Source organism: Caballeronia sp. GAFFF1, assembly GCF_023630705.1.
Lineage (GTDB): Bacteria > Pseudomonadota > Gammaproteobacteria > Burkholderiales > Burkholderiaceae > Caballeronia.
Genome location: NZ_JALQEM010000025.1, coordinates 105,107 through 124,756 on the forward strand (window position 1 = coordinate 105,107; position 19,650 = coordinate 124,756).

Sequence of the window (19,650 nt, forward strand, 5' to 3'; positions counted from 1 at the left end):
CTTAGATGATTTCGAGGTCGGCGCGCAGCGCGCCTGCCGCCTTCATCGACTGGAGAATCGAAATCAGGTCCGCGGGCGTCGCGCCGAGCGCGTTGAGCGCCTTCACGACATCGGCGAGATTCGCGCCGGCCGAAAGCATCTTGAGCGCGCCGCTGTCCTGCTTCAATTGAATCTGCGACTGCTTCGCCGCCACCGTCTGCCCGTTCGAGAGCGCGTTCGGCTGGCTCACCGCCGTCTGCGTATTGATGATGACCGAGAGATTGCCGTGCGCGACCGCGCAGTTCTGCAACGTGACCATCTGATTCATCACGATGGAGCCGGTGCGCGCGTTCAGAATCACCTTCGCGGCGGCCTGCGCCGGACGCACGTCGATGTTCTGCAACTGCGCCATGAACTGCACCTGCTCGCTTGCGTCTTGCGGCGCGTGCAGCTGAATCGTCCGGCCGTCGAGCGCGAGCGCCGTGCCCATGCCGAACTGGTTGTTCACCGCCGCGACGATGCGCTGCGTCGTGTCGAAGTCCATCTCGCGCAGTTCCATCTGCATGACGCCGCCTTGCTGCTGCAACGCCGTCGGCACCGCGCGCTCGACGATGGCGCCCGCGGAAATGCGGCCCACTGCGAGCTGGTTCACCTGCACTTTGCTGCCATTCGCGCTCGCGCCCGCGCCGCCGACGACGAGGTTGCCCTGCGCCATCGCGTACACCTGGCCGTCCGCGCCCTTGAGCGGCGACATGAGCAGCGTGCCGCCGCGCAGGCTCTTCGCATTGCCGAGCGACGACACCGTGACGTCGATCGCTTCGCCGGGACGCGCGAAAGGCGGCAGCGTCGCGGTCACCATCACGGCGGCGACGTTCTTCAGCTGCATGTTCTGCGTCGTCGCCGAGTTCACCGTGATGCCGAGGTTGCCGAGCATGTTCGTCAAGCTCTGCGTGGTGAACGGCGTCTGCATGGTCTGGTCGCCGGTGCCGTCGAGACCCACGACGAGACCGTAGCCGATCAGCGGGTTATCGCGCACGCCCTGGAACGAGACGAGGTCTTTCAGGCGCTCGGCGTGCGCGTGCTGCGCGGAGGTCAGGGCCACGAGCGCGGCCGCGAGCGAGAACGAAACGAAACGGAGAAGCGGAGTCATGATCAGAACGGCGCCACGTTGAGGAAGAAGCGTTGCAGCCAGCCCATGTTCTCGGCTTCGTCGATATAGCCTTTCGCGGAATATTCGATCTTCGCGTCGGCGATCTGCGTGGAGTACACGGTGTTGCTGCCCGAGATGGTCGTCGGATTGACGACGCCCGAGAAGCGCACGAATTCGTTGCCCTGGTTGATGAGCATCTGTTTTTCGCCGCTCACCATCAGGTTGCCGTTGGGCAGCACTTCGGTGACGGTGACGGTGAGCGTGCCGCTGAAGGTGTTGGCCGCGCTCGCGCCGCCCGCCGCCGTGAACTTGTTCGCGCCGGTCGCGGACAGGTTCGTGTTGTTGAAGAGCCCGCCGAAGATGCCGGGCGTCGTCGGCACGGAGAACGAGCCGGAGCCGCCGCGATTGGTGTTCGCCGCCGACGACTTCGTCGCGTTCACGTTTTCCGAGATCACGATGGTCAGGATGTCGCCCACATTGCGCGGACGCTGGTCTTCGAAGAGCGGCCGGCCCGCGTAGCCCGCGTTGTAGATCGCGCCGGGCGAGCGCGTGCCGCCGGGCGGCTGCGGCGGACGCGCGGTCATCGGCTGCTGGACGATCGGCTCCTTCGGCACGAGGCCGCATGCGCCGAGCGCGGCGACGAGTGCGGCAACCGCTGCACGCTTGAAGATTTGAGTGGGCGACATCTTGGTGACTCGTATGAAGCTGAATGAAGCGTTAGTGTGACGCCATCCCTTGCGTTTTCATCCGTTGAAAAGAGGGTTAAACCTGCATCTGAGAAAGCGTTTGCAACATCTGGTCGGACGTGGTCACGGCCTTGCTGTTGATCTCGTACGCGCGCTGCGTCTGGATCATGTTGACCAGTTCCTGCACCACGTTCACGTTCGACGCTTCCACATAGCCCTGTTGCAGCGTGCCCGCGCCGTTCAGGCCCGGCTGCGACACGTTCGGCGCGCCGGAGCTGCCCGTCTCGGAGAAGAGGTTCTCGCCGCGCGCTTCGAGACCGGCCGGGTTGATGAACGTGGCGAGCTGAACGGAGCCGACGTTCGTCGCGGCCGTCGAGTTCGGCTGCGTGATGGACACGGTGCCGTCCGAGCCGATGGTGATCGACGTCGCGTTGCTCGGAATGGTGATCGCCGGGTTCAGCTGATAGCCGCTCGACGTGACGAGCTGGCCCTGCGCGTTGGTCTGGAACGAGCCGTCGCGCGTGTACGCCGTGGTGCCGTCGGGCATCGTCACCTGAAAGAAGCCCTGACCGTTGATGGCCACGTCCTTCGAGTTGCCCGTCTGTTGCAGGTTGCCCTGCGTGTAGAGGCGTTCCGTTGCGACTTGCTGGACGCCCGTGCCGAGCTGCACGCCCGAGGCGAGCTCGGTTTGCTGCGTCGAGTTGGCACCCGGCTGGCGCGTGGTCTGATACAGCAGGTCTTCGAACACTGCGCGCGAGCCCTTGAAGCCGTTGGTGCCCACGTTGGCGAGGTTGTTCGAGATGACGTCCATCTGCGCCTGCTGCGCATTCATGCCGGTCGCGGCGATATAGAGAGAGCGATTCATGTCTGTGTTGTCCTAGTGTCTTGCAGGCCGCTTAGGAGAAGTTGAGCAGCTTGTTAGCCGATTGTTCGTTCTGGTCCGCCGATTCCATGAGCTTCGTCTGCATCTGGAACTGGCGCGCGTTGGTGATCATCGAGACCATCGCGGAGACCGGGTTCACGTTGCTGCCTTCGAGCGCGCCGCCGGCCACGACCACATTCGGGTCCGCATCGGCGGGATCGCCCGACGCGGTGCGATAAAGACCGTCGTCGCCGCGCGAGAGCGTCGACGGGTCCGGATTGACGAGCTTCAGTTGATCCACCGTCGCAATGGCGGTCGGCGGATCGCCCGGAATCAGCGCGGACACCGTGCCGTCCTTGCCGATGGTCACTTCCGCGCCCGGCGGCACCGACAGCGGGCCGCCGTTGCCGAGCACCGGCAGGTTGTTCGCGGTGACGAGCTGGCCGTTCTGGTCGACGTGCAGATTGCCGGCGCGCGTGTACGCCTCGCCGCCGTCCGCCGTCTGCACGGAGAGCCAGCCCGGCCCTTGCACGGCGACATCGAGCGGATTGCCGGTCTGCTGGATCGGGCCGGCCGAGTAATCCGCCGTCGGCGTCGACGAGAGCACGAAAGTGCGCGTCGTGCCGTCGGCGGACTGGTTCTCGAACGACATCGGCACCTGACGGAACGCCGCGAGTTGCGCCTTGAAACCCGTGGTCGATGCGTTCGCCAGGTTGTTCGCCACGACAGCTTGCTGTTCCAGCGACTGGCTTGCGCCGGTCATCGCGGTGTAGATCAGACGGTCCATGAATCGCTTCCTTCTTTCCTGATGCGTCTATTGCGTGCGGACGGTGATTACAGATTGATCAGCGTCTGGTCGACGGTCTGCTGCGTCTTGATCGTCTGCGCGTTCGCCTGATAGTTGCGCTGCGCGGTGATCAGATTCACGAGCTCGCTCGTCAGATCGACGTTGGAGTTTTCCACCGCGCCGCCTTGCAGCGTGCCGTGGTTCGTCGAGCCCGGCACGCCCACTTGCGGCGCGCCCGAAGCCGCCGTTTGCGCGTACACGTTGCCGCCGAGGTTCTGCAGGCCGTTCTGGTTGTTGAAGTTGGCAACCGCGATTTGCCCGAGCGCCTTCGTTTCGCCGTTCGAGTAATTGCCGGTCAGCATGCCGTCGGTGCCGACGGTGAAGCCCGTCAGTTCGCCCGTGCTGTTGCCGTCCTGATGCAGGTTCGTGAGGCCGCTCTTCGCGCCGTATTGCGTGGTGCCGGAGAGATCGAGCGTCAACGATTGCGTCGTCGCGCCGGAGGGGTCCGCGCCGTTCGGAATGGTGAACGTGAACTTCGAGCCGCTCGTCAGGTTGCCCGACGAATCGAACGTCACCGCGCCCAGGTCGGTTTTCTGCGAGACCGGGTCGCCGTAGCCCGCGAACGCTTCCCACGAGCCGGTGCCGGTCTTCGTGAAGTAGACGGACACCTTCTGCGTGCCGCCGAGCGTGTCGTACACGTCCACCGAAGTCGATGCGTTGTACGTGTTGCCGTTGGCCGGATCGAAGCTGCTCGCCGCGTTGTTGCTGTCCTGCGAGTTCAGGTTGAACGCGGCGGTAATGGTCTTGGTCGCCGTGGGCGCGATGTTCGCGGTCGGGACGGAGAGCGGCACCGTGCTCGCGCCGTTGACGACGCCGCCCGAATCGGCCGCGTAGCCCATCAGTTGCAGGCCCGCCGAGTTGACGATCTTGCCGCTGTCGTCCAGATGGAAGACGCCGTTGCGCGAATACACGGTCGCGCCGTTGTTCGACAGCTGATAGAAGCCGTTGCCGTTGATCGCGACGTCGAGCGCCTGGTTGGTCGTCGTGATCGTGCCTTGCGAGAACTGCTGCTGGACTTCCGCGAGGCGCGTGCCGATGCCGATCTGGTTCGACACGGCCGTCGCCATGGAACTGGCGTACATGTCCGCGAACTGCGCGGCGCCCTGCTTGAAGCCGACGGTGTTCGCGTTCGCGATGTTGTTGCCGATCACGTCGAGGTCGCTCGACGCGGCGCCGAGGCCGCTCAGTGCTTGTTGGTAGCTCATGGTTTATCTCTTCGCCGGGCGCATCCCGGCGTCAAAGGAAAGTGGAATCAAAGAATCGAAGCGACGCTCGACAGCGCGACGGTCGAACCGTTGGACAGCTTCAGGCCCGGCGTGCCGCCCGTCATTTGCACGACGCTCTGCACCTGCGAGGCCGACAGCGTCGTCGCGGTCGCCTGCTGGCCGTTGATCGTGCCTTGCGCGGTGATCGTGTAGCTGCCGTCGGCGAGCGTGGCGCCCTTCGAGTCGACCGGCTTCCAGCCCGATACCGGCACGACGCCCGAGCCTTGCGCGCCGAGGTCCAGCGTGTTGACGATGTTGCCGGACTTGTCCTTTACGACGATCTGCAGGTCGCTCACGTCGTTGGCGAGCTGCACGCCGAACGTCGAAGACGCGCCGCTCGACACCGTCATGCTGCTTCCCGGCGCGAGCACGTTCGAGCCGATCAGCATGGCGGCCTGCGTGGACTGGCCCGCGGAAAGCTGCGTCGCGAGCGAGCTGAGCGACGTGTTCAGCTGACCGATGCCCGTGACCGTGTTGATCTGCGCGAGCTGCGAGGTCATCTGCGAGCTGTCGGCAGGATTCGTCGGGTCCTGATTCTTCAACTGCGTCACGAGCAGCGTGAGGAACGTGTTCTGCAGATCCGAAGCGGACGTGCCGCCCGTGCTGCTGGTGCTGCTCGACGAGCTGGACGCGCTCTTCGTGCCGTTCATGGTGTCCAGCAGCGTCTGCGACACCGTGGTGCCGTTGCTGCCGATGGTGGTGTTCGTCGTCACGGTTGGATTCCTCAGGTTCCGATGGTCAGAGTCTTGAGCATCAATTGCTTGGCGGTATTGAGCGTCTCGACGTTCGCCTGGTAGGAACGCGACGCGGAAATCATGTTGACCATTTCCTGCACCGGATCGACGTTGGGCAGCGTCACATAGCCGTCCGCGTTGGCCGCCGGGTTGCTCGGGTCGTAGCTGGTTTTCATCGGGCTCGGATCGTCGATGACGCCCGTCACCTGCACGCCGCCGACTTGCTGGCCGGAGCCGCTTTTCGCGCCGCCGAGCGGATCGACGGCGAAGACGACCTGCTTCGCCTTGTACGGCTGGCCGTCCGGACCGGTCGTGCTGTCCGCGTTCGCGAGATTCGACGCGGTCACGTTCAGGCGCTGCGCCTGAGCAGACATCGCCGAACCGGCGACGCTGAAAATGTTCATCAATGAAGGCATGGCTTTCTTAACTGTTGGACGTGATGGCGGACAACATCGACTTGATCTGCGAGGTCATCACGGTCATTCCGGCTTCGAAATGCAGCGCGTTGTCCGCGAACTGCACGCGTTCGGCGTCGAGATCGACGGTGTTGCCGTCGAGCGAAGGCTGGCTCGGCACGCGATACGCGAGGCGGCCGTAGTCGTCAGTCGAGCCGCCGGACGCGGTAAGCGTCGAGGTGCCGGACATGTGGCCCTTCGCGGTCACGGCCAACGAGCCGCTCGTGCTCACCGAGACCGGCTGCGCCATCCTGAGCGTCGCCGTGTTCGAGGCCGTGGCGGACGCGCCGTCTTTCTTCAGCGCCCCGGCGAGCGCGGTCGAGAAATCGACATCGCGCGCCTTGTAGCCGGGGGTGTCGGCGTTCGCGATATTCGACGACAGCAGTTCCTGCCGGTAAGCGCGCACATCGAGCGCCTCACGGCCGAACGCGAGTTCCTTGTCGAGTCTGTCTAGCATTCGTTTCTTCTCCGGTCCCATCCGGGATGGTTGTCGCCTGTCCCCGCCCAATCGCTGGGGGGTTTTTGCATGACACGCATCTTAGGAGCCGCGCGCAATAACTAATCCGATGAATAACCGGGAAACGCGGCCTCTATTCGAGGCTTGAGCGCGGCCCGGCGTATCTAGAATCTGCGTCGAGAGTGGGAAGCGGCGTTTTCATGGCCGCGACCGCACGCAGTGGCCGCAGCGCGCGGCCCGATCCCTTCAGGTACGCAGTCGCTAGCTACGCGGCGGCGAGGAGAGCAGTGATGAGCAGGTCCGCCAGACAGTCGTCGAAGGTTGCGATGCGTGCGAGCGCGATGAAGCGCGGCGCGCGGGCAGCGGCGCGCGGCGTGGCGGGCGCGTCGCTGATGCTCGGCTTCGCGGCGAGCGCGTTCGCGCAGCAGAGCGACGGCATGATCGCGATTCCGGGCAACGCGGAGACGAATCCCGCCGCCGTCGCGGAAATGGCGAAAAGTCTCGGCTCGTCGAAATCCGTGGCCGCAGCCGCACCCGCGCCGACGCCCGCTCCTGTGGCCGACATGGCGCGGGCATCGGGCTATCGCGCCGCGACGAGCGCCGCCGACGCCGCCATGCGCCACGCCGCGATCGCGCTGGAAGCGCGCGCCGAAGCCGCCGACGACGCCATGGACGACGCAGGCGGGCTGATCGTGGTTCCGGGGCCGGGCGAAGCGAAGCCCACTGCGGCCACGCCGGCGAAGGCGCCCGTCGCCGTCACGCGCGGCGATGCGACTTCAGCGGGCGCGCGGCCGATCGCTACTGCCGCGTCCGCATCGCGTGACGTGATGCCAGTCGTCGTCGCCCGCGACGACGCGACGCCCGGCGCGGCTGGCGCGCGCCCGATCGCGGCCGCCGCTGCATCGCCGATTCGCCCGGCCAATTATTCAGCCGCCGTTGCCGCCGCCTCGCCGATGAAACGCGTGAGTTTCTCGCCGGCCACAGTAGCCGCGCAGACGCCTTCAGTCGCCGCGACCGCGCAGGACGGCGAATCCATCCGCGTCGCCGCGCTCGCGTTCCTCCAGCAGCAGGCAGCGGGCTTGCCCGGCAAGGTAGATATCACCGTGACGCCGGTCTTTCCGCGCGGCCTCGCGCCCTGCTCCGCGCTCGACCCGTTCATGCCGACGGGCGCGCGTCTCTGGGGCCGCGTGACCGTGGGCGTGCGCTGCGTCGGCGACCGGCCGTGGACGCTGTATGTGCAGGCGCGCGTCTCCATCAACGCGACGTACTACACCGCCGCGCGCGCCATCGCGCCGGGCGAAGTGCTCGCGAGCGCCGATCTCATGGCCCGGGACGGCGATCTCACCGCGATGCCGCAAGCCGTCGTCACCGATCCGTCGCAGGCGGTCGGCGCGGTGGCGTTGTCGCGCGTGCCGGCCGGCTTGCCGCTGCGCACGGACATGCTGCGCGCCGCGAGTTCGGTGGCGATCGGCCAGACGGTGCACGTGGTCACCGACGGCACCGGCTTCTCCATTTCCGCCGATGGCAGCGCCATGAACAACGCCGCGCCCGGCCAGCAGGTTCGCGTGAAGACGGCCGGCGGACAGATCATCACCGGCATCGTGAAGGATAGTCAGACGGTCGAAGTCCGCATGTAAACGGGCTTGTGTGCGGCACCAGACGTTCTGTTGCAATTTGTTGCAAAGCTGGCAAAGCCTTGTGGGACATGGCAGAGCGGCAGATGACCAGGCACCGAGCAGGTTGCGTCTTCCCCGGCAGGGTAAAGTTTTTCAAAGCCACCGCCGATAAAGGACTCAACACGTTCGGGAATGGACATCGTGAAAATCGAATCGAATAGCAACACCTCTTTGAGCGGCCTGCAAGACGGGCTGCAACGTGCATCGCAAGGCGATGCGAAGACTGCCGCGCCGAGCGTGCAAGCGAACGGCGTCAGCGCCGGCCAGTCGACGGTCAGCCTGTCGAACTTGTCGTCGGACCTGCGCGCGTCGAACGGCTCGGACATCGATACGGCGAAGGTCGAATCGATCAAGGCCGCGATTCGCGACGGCAGCCTGAAGATGGACACCAGCAAGATCGCCGACGGCATTCTGAGCACCGCGCGCGACCTGCTGCAAACGAGAACCCCGCCGACCGGCGGCTGAACGCAACGGCCCGGGCACGTCCCGGCGCGCGAAGTGGACACGAGCCGGGCGGCGTTTATGAACCGCGTTTTTAGCGAGCTGCAATGAGAGACGCCCTGCTTGCCACTGTCACCGAAGAAGTCGCCGCCGTTCAGGCCTTCGAAGCCCTCCTCGAGCACGAGGAAAAAGCCCTGATCGCCGCGCAGCCGCTGGCCGCGCTGCCGGAAATCGTCGGCCAGAAGACGGCGCTGACCGAGCGCATCAGCGGGCTCGAAAAAGAGCGCGACGCGCACCTGAACGCGCTCGGTTTTCCGGGCGGATTCGCCGGCATGGAAGCCGCAGCGCAAGGCGATGCCCGCATCGCCGAGCAATGGAAGCTGCTGTGCGCCGCCGCGCGACGCGCGAAACAGGGCAACAACAACAACGGCGTGCTGATCCGCACGCGCATGGAGTACAACCGCAAGGCGCTCGCCGCCTTGCAGGTCGCGCCGTCGAAGGCCGGGTTCTACGGCCCGGACGGGCGCGTGCCGGGCGTTTGATCTCTTCCGGATTCGTCTCATCGCGGCGCGCGACCTTGCACGAGGTCGCGCGCCGTTTTCGTTTATCCGTCGATTAACCCCCCTTTCCCCGACTTAATCCCCCGATAGCCACTCGACGCCTTCCGCAATAATCGTTTGCATCAGAAAGCGGCTTCATGCCGTTGGCAACGAAGCACGAAGCGGAGCACGCAGTGGCAGAAGAAAGCGATCTCGAAAAAACCGAATCAGCCACTCCCAAGCGCCTTGAAAAGGCGCGGGAGGAAGGCCAGATTGCGCGCTCGCGGGAATTCGCGTCGTTTGCGCTGCTGGCGGCGGGATTTTTCGGCGTGCTGGCGCTGTCCGGGTCCATCAGCGGACACTTGCAGTCGATTCTGCGCAACGCCTTCACGTTCAATCACGACGTCGTGCTCGACACGCGACAGACGATGATCGGCGCGGCCAACGCCAGCAAGGAAGGCATGCTCGCCGTGCTGCCCGTGCTCGCGATGACCGCGTTCGCCGCGCTCGCCGCGCCGATGGCGCTCGGCGGCTGGCTCATCACCACCAAGCCGCTCGCGCCGAACTTCGGACGCCTCAACCCGATCAGCGGGCTCGGCAAGATCTTTTCGATTCAAGGCCCGATCCAGCTCGGCATGTCCATTTTGAAGACGCTCATCGTCGGCGGCGTGGCGGGCTGGGAAATCTGGAGCCGCAAGGCCGAAGTGCTCGGACTGCTGACGAAGCCGCTCGGTCTCGCGCTCGCCGACGCCATGCACCTCATCGTCGTGTGCTGCGGCATGGCCATCGGCGGACTGTTTCTCGTCGCCGCCGTCGACGTGCCGTACCAGATGTGGTCGTACGCGAAAAAGCTGCGCATGAGCAAGGAAGAAGTGAAGCGCGAGCACAAGGAAAACGAAGGCGATCCGCACGTGAAGGGCCGCATCCGCGCGCAGCAGCGTGCAGCCGCCCGCCGCCGCATGATGCAGGCGATTCCGACCGCCGACGTGATCGTCACGAACCCGACGCACTTCGCCGTCGCGCTCAAATACACGGACGGCGAGATGCGCGCGCCGCGCGTCGTCGCCAAGGGCGTGAATCTGGTGGCCGCGCGCATTCGCGAACTGGGCCGTGAGAACAACGTGCCGCTGCTGGAAGCGCCCCCGCTCGCGCGGGCGCTGTATCACAACGTGGAGATCAACCGCGAGATTCCGGGCGCGCTCTACGGCGCGGTCGCGCAAGTGCTGGCGTGGGTCTACCAGTTGAAGCGCTACAAGGAAGACGGCGGCATCAAGCCGGACGATCCTACCGATCTCGAAGTTCCGAAGGAACTGGACAAAGGCGGCGTATCCGACGCCGACGCCGATCAGGAAGCTACCGAAGCCCTGAACGACGGTAACACTGACAAGGGAGCCGCAGCATGAACGCGCGCGCAGGATTTTTCGCCAAACGGCCCGACGCGCTGGGCACGCAGAACATTCGGGCGCTCGCCGGCCCGATCCTGATCTGCATGATTCTCGGCATGATGATTTTGCCGTTGCCGGCGTTTCTGCTGGATCTGCTGTTCACCTTCAACATTGCGCTGGCGGTGATGGTGCTGCTCGTCAGCATGTACACGCAAAAGCCGCTCGACTTCGCGGCGTTCCCGAGCGTGCTCTTGTTCTCCACGCTGCTGCGCCTGTCGCTGAACGTGGCGTCGACGCGTATCGTGCTCTTGCAAGGCCACACCGGCCCGGATGCGGCGGGACAGGTGATCGAGTCGTTCGGGCACTTTCTCGTCGGCGGAAACTTCGCGGTCGGCATCGTCGTGTTCGTGATCCTGATGATCATCAACTTCATGGTCATTACGAAGGGCGCGGGACGTATTGCGGAAGTCGGCGCGCGCTTCACGCTCGACGCGATGCCCGGCAAACAGATGGCGATCGACGCCGACCTGAACGCCGGCCTTATCAACGAGGAAGTGGCGAAAAAGCGCCGCCAGAGCGTCGCGCAGGAAGCCGAGTTCTACGGCTCGATGGACGGTGCGTCGAAGTTCGTGCGCGGCGACGCTATCGCGGGCTTGCTCATCATGGTCATCAACGTGGTGGGCGGTCTGATTGTCGGCATGCTTCAGCACGACATGGACTTTGCGCACGCGGCGACCAACTACACGCTGCTCACCATCGGCGATGGCCTCGTCGCGCAGATTCCGTCGCTCATCATTTCGACGGCGGCAGGCGTGATCGTCTCGCGCGTCGCGACCGAAGAGGACATCGGCACGCAGCTGACCGGCCAGTTGTTTCAGAACCCGCGCGTCTTGATGATCACCGGCGTGATCGTCGGCGTGATGGGACTGATTCCGGGCATGCCGCACTTCGCGTTCATGCTGCTGGGCGGCGGGCTGATTTACGCCGCGCGCACGATGAACAAACGCGCCGCGAGCAAGAAGACGAGCGCGGTCACGGATGTCACGCCGATCGCATCGGCCGTGGCGGCGTCGGCCGAGAACGCGGAGGCGAGCTGGGAAGACGTGGCGCTTATCGATCCGCTCGGGCTCGAAGTAGGCTACCGCCTGATTCCGCTCGTGGATCGCAACGCGGATGGGGAACTGCTGAAGCGCATCAAGGGCATTCGCAAGAAGTTCGCGCAGGAAATCGGCTTCTTGCCACCGGTCATCCATATCCGCGACAACCTGGAATTGCGGCCGAACGGGTATCGCATCGCGCTGAAGGGCGTGGAAGTCGGCGTGGGCGAGGCGTTCCCCGGCCAGTGGCTCGCGATCAATCCCGGTCAGGTATCGGCGGCGCTGCCGGGCACGCAGACGACCGATCCCGCATTCGGCCTGCCGGCGGTGTGGATCGAGACGAACATGCGCGAACAGGCGCAGGTCTACGGCTATACGGTGGTGGATGCGAGCACGGTGGTCGCGACGCACTTGAATCACCTTGTCGTGACGCATGCCGCGGAACTGCTCGGCCGACAGGAAGTGCAGGCGCTCCTGGAGCGTATCGGCAAGGACACGCCGTCGCTCACGGAAGACCTCGTGCCGAAGACGCTTTCGCTCACGACGCTGCAGAAGGTGCTGCAAAACCTGCTCGACGAAAGCGTGCCGATCCGCGACATGCGCACCATTCTCGACGCGTTGCAGGAACACGCGCCGCGCATCTCGGATCCGTACGAACTCACGTCGGCGGTGCGTCTCGCGCTGGGCCGCGCGATCACGCAACAGTGGTATCCGGGCGCCGACGATTTGCAGGTGATGGGCCTCGATCCGACGCTGGAGCGCGTGCTGTCGCAGGCGCTATCGACGGGGCCGAATCCGGGACTGGAGCCGGGACTTGCGCAGACGCTGATGAACTCGACGCAGAACGCGATCATGCGACAGCAGAATCTGGGATTGCCGCCGGTGCTGCTCGTGCAGCATTCGCTGCGCGCGATGCTCGCGCGGTTCCTGCGCCGGAGCTTGCCGCAGCTGAAGGTGCTGTCTTATGCGGAAGTGCCGGATACGCGGAATGTGAAGGTGGTTAATTTGATTGGGGCGTGAGCGTCCGTCTCAATGCAGAACGGAGCCGATGAGACTGCGAAGATTGCGCGCGTCGAAAACGACCGTCTTCCACGTGTAGTAGTTGGCGCGCTCGAACTCCGTCTTGCCGACCGCCAACTGACTTTCCGCAATCGCCAGCACAAAACCCGGGAGTTTCTCGGCACGATATTGCAGGTGAATGAGTTCGCCTTCCAGCAGCCGCTTGGCTGAAGTCGCGGCGATGACGATGGAGGGCGTCGGCGTCTCGATGACATGATCAGCAACAAGCCCGCCGGAAATCGGCAATTCGACTTCCGACCGGTGCTGGAGCCCGAACTCTGCGGCGATATCCGCGATCGCGCGGGTGAGCCGTCCTTTGAAATCGCTTGGCGACTGACGCTCGACGCGGGATGTCGCGACCGCGAAAAGCTGCTGTGCCGCCTCCGCCACGCGAAAGACGTAAGGCGCAAGAAGACGTTCGTCAGAGGTCGAGGCGCGGAGGACTTCGTCCTCGCCCAGCCGAACGGGACTCCACTGCGCGATCTCCTGCGACCAGCGTTCCACGGCGCCCGATTCCACTTCCCCGCCCATCATGCCTGCGTTAAAGCACGCTTCTCCGTTCTCGTCGATGGAATAGCCGCCCTGGGACGGACGGATGCGGACGACCACATGGTCTCCCGTTCCCGGATACTGCAACGGCGTTACGATTCGCTGCACACCGTTTGTATCGGCGTGCACTTCGAACAAAGAGCAGAGCGTTTGTTTGAGCGGGTCCGCTAGCACAATAAATCGCCTTGTCCGTCCTGTTCGTTGGAGATGGTTATGCCTACAGCGTTGCAGAAGAATACGATAAGCGCGGCACGGTCATTCGCGGCGCGCGGGTCGTAGCGTCTGAGCAGCTTTAGACCGAGTTCGGGTGCGCCGGGCAACAGGCGATTCTTGTAATCGCTCGATGTATTGCAGGGAAGCTTGCAGTGCAGTCCCTTGTGACTCGGATGGTAATGCAGTTCGAAGAGCGGGTACAGATCGCCGCGCGGCAACATGCAGACCAGGTGTCCGTAGAACGAGCGATCTTCAAGCTGCTCGCCATCGCGCCACAGGAAAAGTACGGCGTGATCGTCTGATACGGGCATCAGGTCGGTCGCCTGAACGCGGGGCCGAGCCATCTTGTTGAACGGCTTTGGCCATCGCTGCTTCACCATGGGTCGAAACATTGGCGAAGCGGTCAGCGTTTTGCACGCATGCTTGTGCGCGGCAAGGTCCTTGGGTTCCAATGCGGTTCTCTCAGGTATTTCTACCGACGCATTGAGCGGCGCGCAGTCATCACGAGACATGCATTGACGATGCGGTCGATAGATTAGTTCTCGCTCTAACGATGCTAACCGCTTCGACAGTCGCCTCACGCTCCATACAAGGAATGTTGCACTCGCAGGACGAAACGCCTGCTAACACACAGCAATCATCAACACTCCACAATATTCACCGCCAATCCCCCGCGCGACGTCTCCTTATACTTCGTCTTCATATCCGCGCCGGTTTCGCGCATGGTCTTGATGACCGAATCCAGCGACACGTAGTGCGAGCCATCGCCGCGCATGGCCATGCGCGCCGCGTTCACGGCCTTCACCGAGCCCATCGCGTTGCGTTCGATGCACGGAATCTGCACCATGCCGCCCACCGGATCGCACGTGAGCCCGAGGTTGTGCTCCATGCCGATCTCCGCCGCGTTCTCCACCTGCGCAGGCGTCCCGCCGAGCACTGCCGCGAGGCCGCCCGCCGCCATCGAGCACGCGACGCCCACTTCGCCCTGACATCCCACTTCCGCGCCCGATATCGACGCGTTCATCTTGTACAGGATGCCGATGGCCGCCGCCGTCAACAGGAAGTCGATCACGCCTTGCGCGTTCGATCCCGGCACGAAGCGGTCGTAGTAATGGAGCACGGCCGGGATGATGCCCGCCGCGCCGTTCGTCGGCGCCGTCACGACGCGGCCGCCGACCGCGTTTTCTTCGTTCACCGCGATGGCGTACAAGTTGATCCAGTCGATCATCGAAAGCGGGTCGCGCAGCGCCTGCTCCGGCCGTCCCGTCAACGCGCGATAAAGCTGCGGCGCGCGGCGCTTGACCTGAAACGGCCCCGGCAGATGCCCTTCCGCATCCGGATTGCCGATGCCGCAGCCCCGCGCGACGCAATCCTGCATCACGCTCCAGATATGCAAGAGGCCCGCGCGGATTTCGTCGGGGCTGCGCCAGACACACTCGTTCTCCCACATCAGTTGCGCGATCGACTTGCCGGATTCGGCGCACATCTTCAGCAGTTCGTCGCCGGTCTGGAACGGATACGGCAACTGCGCGTGCGCCGTGAGCACGGCGGTATTCGGCGCGCCCGCCGTCACGACGAAGCCGCCGCCCACCGAAAGATACGTCGCTTCGCGTAGCAACTGGCCGCTGGCATCGAACGCATAGAGCTTCATGCCGTTCGGATGCTCGGGCAGCGCCTGCCGATAGAACGCGATGTTGTCCTTCACCGTGAACGGGACTTCGTGCTTGCCGAGCAAGGCGAGCGTCTTGGTTGCGCGCACCGCTTCGAGCCGCGGCACGATGGTGCCGGCATCGACGGTATCCGGCGCGTCGCCCATGAGTCCGAGCATGACGCCGCGATCCGTGCCGTGGCCCTTGCCCGTTGCGCCGAGCGAGCCGTACAGCTCGCATTTGACCGATGCCACTGCGTCCAGCAGCGCGTCGCGTTCGAGCCCTTGGGCGAACATGAGCGCGGCGCGCATCGGGCCGACGGTGTGCGAGCTGGACGGTCCGATGCCGACTTTGAAGAGATCGAAAACGCTGACTGCCATGACTGCTCCTGCAATTGGAAGTTACCGCGCCGGCAGCGGCAGACAGACCGCGAGCCACGCGGGCGGCGTCGGCGCGAGCCGCAGCGCCACCGGCGCATAGCGGCCGTCGAGACGCGCCGCCAGATAAAAAAGCTCCGCCGCGTTCTTCGGGTCCCACTGGCCCGAATAGCCCGGCAAGCCGGCCTCGCGCCGTTTCGCATCGAAGGCGACGCTCGAATGCACGAACTCTTCGTGCGTCTTCGTGCCGAGCGCGTACGGCGTCAGCCAGTTGAGCGCGCCGGCGAGCGTCGCGCCCGTCGGCGCGCGCTCCGGCAGCCAGTTGCGGTTATGCCGCCGCGCCGCGAGCGCCGCCGTCACGAGCGGCTGCAAGTCGTAGGTGACGTAGTGCAGCGCGTCGCGTTCGGCGAAATCGACCGTCGAACCGTCCGGCGCGATGTTGTCGCCAATATGCTCGACAAAAAGCCGCTGCGCCGCGTCGATCATCTTGCGGTCGTCGATAGTGAACGCGCCCATCGCGATCAGCTTCACGCGATGGCTCTGCCAATTGTTCCGGTACGTGCCCTTGAGCGGCCGCGGCTGCTTGTCGATATCCGCGACGTAACCGTTCACCAGCTTCGCAATGAACGCATTCGCCGCGTTGCGCGTTTTCACCGGCAGCGCGCTCGCCGTCAAATCGTAGGCGAGGATCAGCGATTCGACGTTCGTCTCGTCGATCGGGTTGAAGCTCGGCTGATATGTCGTGGTCCACGCCAGCAGGAACCGGTCGACAAGCCGCAGATAGCGCTCGTTGCCCGTGGCGCGCCAGGCGAGCGCGGCATCGCGCATCAGGTCGAGGTCTTTCTCCGCTTCGACGCTTTGGTCATGCATGCCTTGGTGCGGCAGCGTGCCTTCGGTGTGCAATGTGGCGCGGGCCTTCGGCGTCTCGTTGACGTGCGCGTGCACCGCGTTCACCAGCGCCTTCACGCCGGGATCGGCATTCGTGCGCTCGCTCGTCTGCATGGCCGGCGCAGCGCAAAAGTTCATCGCGGCATGCGCGGCAGGCGCGATCATCGAAAGCGCGCAAAGCGTCGCCAGCGTCGCGCGTGTCGCTCTGAAGCGGCTCGCCTCGTTCCCCTTTCGCACCTTCGGCGCCATACGCACTCCCTGATTGGCTTGGTCCGGGGTGAGATGTTAGCCGTTCTCGAACGCACCGCAAAACCGCCCGACAAAGCTTCACGCTTTCGGGCGGCGCGGCGCGCTGTGCGTCACGCGTCTGCGTACTCCGAAACTGGCACGCACGAGCACATCAGATTGCGGTCGCCATATGCGTTGTCAGCGCGGCCCACCGGCGACCAGTACTTGCGCGCGATGAGCGTCTTGACCGGATACGCCGCCTCTTCGCGCGTGTACGCGTGCTTCCATTCGTCCGCCGTGACGACGGCAGCCGTATGCGGCGCGTTTTTCAGCACGTTGTCTTCGCGGTCCGCGCGGCCTTCCTCGACTGCGCGGATTTCGTTGCGAATGGCGATCATCGCGTCGATGAAGCGGTCCAGCTCTTCCTTCGATTCCGATTCCGTCGGCTCGACCATCAGCGTGCCGGGCACGGGGAAGCTCATGGTCGGCGCGTGGAAACCGTAGTCGATCAGGCGCTTCGCCACGTCTTCCACCGAGATGCCGCTCGCTTCCTTGATCGGCCGCACATCGAGAATGCACTCGTGCGCGACGAGTCCGCCCGGGCCGCTGTACAGCACCGGGTAATGCGGCGCGAGGCGTTTCGCGACGTAGTTCGCGGCGAGGATCGCGCTTTCGGTGGCGGCGGTGAGGCCCTTCGCGCCCATCATCGCGATATACATCCACGAAATCGGCAGGATCGCGGCCGAGCCGTACGGCGCCGACGACACCGCGCCGATGCCCGCTTCGTCGCGCTGATAGCCGGTCGAAGTCTGGTTCGGCAGGAACTTCGCGAGATGCGCGCCGACCGCGACCGGACCGACGCCCGGTCCGCCGCCGCCATGCGGAATGCAGAACGTCTTGTGCAGGTTCAGATGCGAGACGTCGCCGCCGAACTGGCCGGGCGCGCACAGGCCGACCATCGCGTTCATGTTCGCGCCATCGACATACACCTGTCCGCCGTGCTGATGCACGATGTCGCAAATCTCGCGCACGTTGCGCTCGAACACGCCGTGCGTCGACGGATACGTGATCATGATCGCCGCGAGATTTGCCGAATGCTTCTCGGCCTTCGCCTTGAGATCGTCGATATCGACGTTGCCGTTCGCATCGCACGCGACGACCACCACCTGCATGCCCGCCATTTGCGCCGACGCCGGATTCGTGCCGTGCGCGGACGCCGGAATCAGACACACGTTGCGATGCCCTTCGCCGCGCGACTCGTGATACGCGTGGATGATGAGCAGGCCCGCGTACTCGCCTTGCGAACCCGCGTTGGGCTGCAACGACACCGCCGCGTAGCCGGTGCACGCGACGAGCATCTGTTCGAGCTGGTCGATCATCGTGCGGTAGCCGAGCGTCTGCTCGGCCGGCGCAAACGGGTGAAGCTGCGCGAACTCCGGCCACGTCACAGGCAGCATTTCCGACGTGGCGTTGAGCTTCATCGTGCAGGAGCCGAGCGGGATCATCGTGCGGTCGAGCGCGAGGTCCTTGTCGGCGAGGCTGCGCAGATAGCGCAGCATGTCGTGTTCGGAATGATGCCGGTTGAAAACCGGATGCGTGAGGTAATCGCTCGTGCGCTTAAGGTCTGCCGGAAGCGAATCGCTGATGGACGCGTCGAGCGCGTCGATATCGAATGTTTCCGTCTTGCCCGCGACTTCCGCGAACAGCGCGAAGAGCTTCTGCAAGTCGTCGCGCGTGGTGGTTTCGTCGAGCGATACGCCGACCTGCGTCGCGCTCACTCGCCGCAGGTTGATATGCGCGGCGTAAGCGGCCTGATGCAGCGCGGTCGTGTTCGCGCCGCTTTCGATCGTGACCGTATCGAAGAACGTCTCGTTCGCGATGCTGTAGCCGAGCTTCGCCACGCCCGCCGCGAAAATCGACGCGACGCGGTTCACGCGCTGCGCAATCGTCTTCAAGCCTTGCGGGCCGTGATAGACGGCGTACATGCTCGCCATGATCGCGAGCAAGGCCTGCGCCGTGCAGACATTCGATGTCGCCTTCTCGCGGCGAATGTGCTGCTCGCGCGTTTGCAATGCGAGACGCAGCGCGGAATTGCCTTGCGCATCGACGGTCACGCCGACGAGACGCCCCGGCATCTGGCGCTTGAATTCGTCGCGCACGGCCATGTAAGCCGCGTGCGGACCGCCGAAGCCGACCGGCACGCCGAACCGCTGCGTGTTGCCGATAGCGACGTCCGCGCCCCATTCGCCCGGCGGCGTAATGAGCGTGAGCGCGAGCAGATCCGCCGCCGCGACGACGTGGCCGCCCGCCGCGTGGACCGCTTCGGCGAGCGCGCGGTAGTCGTGCACGTCGCCGTTCGCGCCGGGATATTGCAGCAGAACGCCGAATGCGTTCGCGCTGGCGGCATCCGCTGCGGGACCGACCTTCACTTCGATGCCCGCGGGCTTCGCGCGCGTCTTCACCACTTCGATGGTTTGCGGCAGCACGTCGTCCGCAACGAAGAACACGTTCGACTTCGGCTTGCCGACGCGTTGCAGCAGCGTCATGGCTTCGGCGGCGGCGGTCGCTTCGTCGAGCAGCGATGCGTTCGACATCGCGAGGCCGGTCAGGTCCATCACCATCTGCTGGAAGTTCAGCAGCGCTTCGAGACGCCCCTGCGAGATTTCCGGCTGATACGGCGTGTACGCCGTGTACCACGCCGGATTCTCCAGCACGTTGCGCAGGATGACGGCAGGCGTGTGCGTGCCGTAATACCCCTGACCGATGAAGGTTCGAAACACCAGATTCTCGTCCGCGAGCTTGCGCAGCGCCGCCAGGGCCTCGGCTTCGCTCTTCGGCTGCGTGAACGCGCCGAGCGGCAGCGTTTCCTTGCGGCGGATCGTGTCGGGAATCACCGCGTCGATGAACGCCGCGCGCGACGCGAAACCGAGCGCATCGAGCATCGCGCGCTGGTCGGCCTCGTCGGGGCCGATGTGCCGGCCGGCGAACGCGTCGTGGCATTCGAGCGCGGCGAGTGACAGGGAAGTGCGGTTCATCGGACGATCCGGGTGTTCGAGCTTCATGTGAATTCCTGCGAAAGCGGCCCGCGTGCGAGCCGCCCTCGTCTGATAGAGA

At 64.8% G+C, this 19,650-nt stretch carries 18 protein-coding genes; 5 read left to right on the forward strand and 13 right to left on the reverse strand.

Translation table 11 applies throughout. The features are described 5' to 3' along the window. Position 1: 1 nt before the first annotated feature. The 8 genes from NCR37_RS12995 to flgB form a co-directional block, all read right to left on the reverse strand. On the reverse strand, positions 2–1,129 hold the full coding sequence (locus NCR37_RS12995) for a flagellar basal body P-ring protein FlgI (RefSeq protein ID WP_250473330.1): 1,128 nt from the start codon (positions 1,127–1,129) through the stop codon (positions 2–4). A 2-nt stretch (positions 1,130–1,131) separates the two neighbouring features. Further along, positions 1,132–1,815 (reverse strand): flagellar basal body L-ring protein FlgH, encoded by a 684-nt coding sequence (locus NCR37_RS13000; RefSeq protein ID WP_250473331.1) that lies wholly within the window; start codon positions 1,813–1,815, stop codon positions 1,132–1,134. Positions 1,816–1,891: 76 nt separating this feature from the next. Continuing rightward, entirely contained in the window at positions 1,892–2,680 is a 789-nt protein-coding gene (gene flgG, locus NCR37_RS13005) for a flagellar basal-body rod protein FlgG (RefSeq protein ID WP_250473332.1), read from the reverse strand. Between the two features lie 31 nt (positions 2,681–2,711). Beyond that, entirely contained in the window at positions 2,712–3,464 is a 753-nt protein-coding gene (gene flgF, locus NCR37_RS13010) for a flagellar basal-body rod protein FlgF (protein ID WP_244847490.1), read from the reverse strand. A gap of 47 nt (positions 3,465–3,511) precedes the next feature. Beyond that, complete coding sequence (gene flgE, locus NCR37_RS13015) at positions 3,512–4,729, reverse strand: flagellar hook protein FlgE (RefSeq protein ID WP_250473333.1); 1,218 nt, start codon at positions 4,727–4,729, stop codon at positions 3,512–3,514. Between the two features lie 47 nt (positions 4,730–4,776). Next, positions 4,777–5,502 (reverse strand): flagellar hook assembly protein FlgD, encoded by a 726-nt coding sequence (locus NCR37_RS13020; protein WP_250473334.1) that lies wholly within the window; start codon positions 5,500–5,502, stop codon positions 4,777–4,779. 11 nt (positions 5,503–5,513) lie between these two features. After that, complete coding sequence (gene flgC, locus NCR37_RS13025) at positions 5,514–5,939, reverse strand: flagellar basal body rod protein FlgC (protein WP_035962196.1); 426 nt, start codon at positions 5,937–5,939, stop codon at positions 5,514–5,516. 7 nt (positions 5,940–5,946) lie between these two features. Beyond that, positions 5,947–6,435: a flagellar basal body rod protein FlgB gene (flgB, locus tag NCR37_RS13030; RefSeq protein WP_250473335.1), complete on the reverse strand. Its 489-nt coding sequence runs from the start codon at positions 6,433–6,435 to the stop codon at positions 5,947–5,949. A 290-nt stretch (positions 6,436–6,725) separates the two neighbouring features. Here flgB and flgA point away from each other — a divergent pair, with 290 nt between their 5' ends. The 5 genes from flgA (at position 6,726) to flhA (ending at position 12,593) form a co-directional block, all read left to right on the forward strand. Beyond that, positions 6,726–8,072 carry a flagellar basal body P-ring formation chaperone FlgA gene (flgA, locus tag NCR37_RS13035; protein ID WP_250473336.1) on the forward strand — a complete coding sequence of 449 codons (1,347 nt, stop codon included), beginning with the start codon at positions 6,726–6,728 and terminating at the stop codon, positions 8,070–8,072. A 180-nt stretch (positions 8,073–8,252) separates the two neighbouring features. Continuing rightward, a complete protein-coding gene (gene flgM / locus NCR37_RS13040) occupies positions 8,253–8,576 on the forward strand; it encodes a flagellar biosynthesis anti-sigma factor FlgM (RefSeq protein WP_250473421.1) in 324 nt (107 codons plus the stop codon). 83 nt (positions 8,577–8,659) lie between these two features. Continuing rightward, positions 8,660–9,094 (forward strand): flagella synthesis protein FlgN, encoded by a 435-nt coding sequence (locus tag NCR37_RS13045; RefSeq protein ID WP_250473337.1) that lies wholly within the window; start codon positions 8,660–8,662, stop codon positions 9,092–9,094. Positions 9,095–9,285: 191 nt separating this feature from the next. After that, complete coding sequence (gene flhB / locus NCR37_RS13050) at positions 9,286–10,494, forward strand: flagellar biosynthesis protein FlhB (protein WP_250473422.1); 1,209 nt, start codon at positions 9,286–9,288, stop codon at positions 10,492–10,494. Next, a complete protein-coding gene (gene flhA, locus NCR37_RS13055) occupies positions 10,491–12,593 on the forward strand; it encodes a flagellar biosynthesis protein FlhA (RefSeq protein WP_250473338.1) in 2,103 nt (700 codons plus the stop codon). The genes flhB and flhA overlap by 4 nt, the downstream gene beginning before the upstream one ends. 9 nt (positions 12,594–12,602) lie before the next feature. On the opposite strand, the gene NCR37_RS13060 is transcribed toward flhA, so the two are convergent. The 5 genes from NCR37_RS13060 to gcvP form a co-directional block, all read right to left on the reverse strand. Next, the gene (locus tag NCR37_RS13060) at positions 12,603–13,310 is read right to left on the reverse strand and encodes a hypothetical protein (protein WP_250473423.1); all 708 of its coding nucleotides are present in this window, start codon (positions 13,308–13,310) and stop codon (positions 12,603–12,605) included. A gap of 38 nt (positions 13,311–13,348) precedes the next feature. Beyond that, positions 13,349–13,846, reverse strand: coding sequence for a hypothetical protein (locus NCR37_RS13065; RefSeq protein WP_250473339.1), 498 nt, complete (start codon positions 13,844–13,846; stop codon positions 13,349–13,351). Positions 13,847–14,034: 188 nt separating this feature from the next. Then, positions 14,035–15,423: an L-serine ammonia-lyase gene (locus NCR37_RS13070; RefSeq protein ID WP_250473340.1), complete on the reverse strand. Its 1,389-nt coding sequence runs from the start codon at positions 15,421–15,423 to the stop codon at positions 14,035–14,037. A gap of 21 nt (positions 15,424–15,444) precedes the next feature. Then, entirely contained in the window at positions 15,445–16,473 is a 1,029-nt protein-coding gene (locus tag NCR37_RS13075) for an alginate lyase family protein (RefSeq protein WP_502800523.1), read from the reverse strand. 194 nt (positions 16,474–16,667) lie between these two features. Next, complete coding sequence (gene gcvP, locus NCR37_RS13080; RefSeq protein ID WP_250473342.1) at positions 16,668–19,598, reverse strand: aminomethyl-transferring glycine dehydrogenase; 2,931 nt, start codon at positions 19,596–19,598, stop codon at positions 16,668–16,670. Positions 19,599–19,650 lie beyond the last annotated feature (52 nt).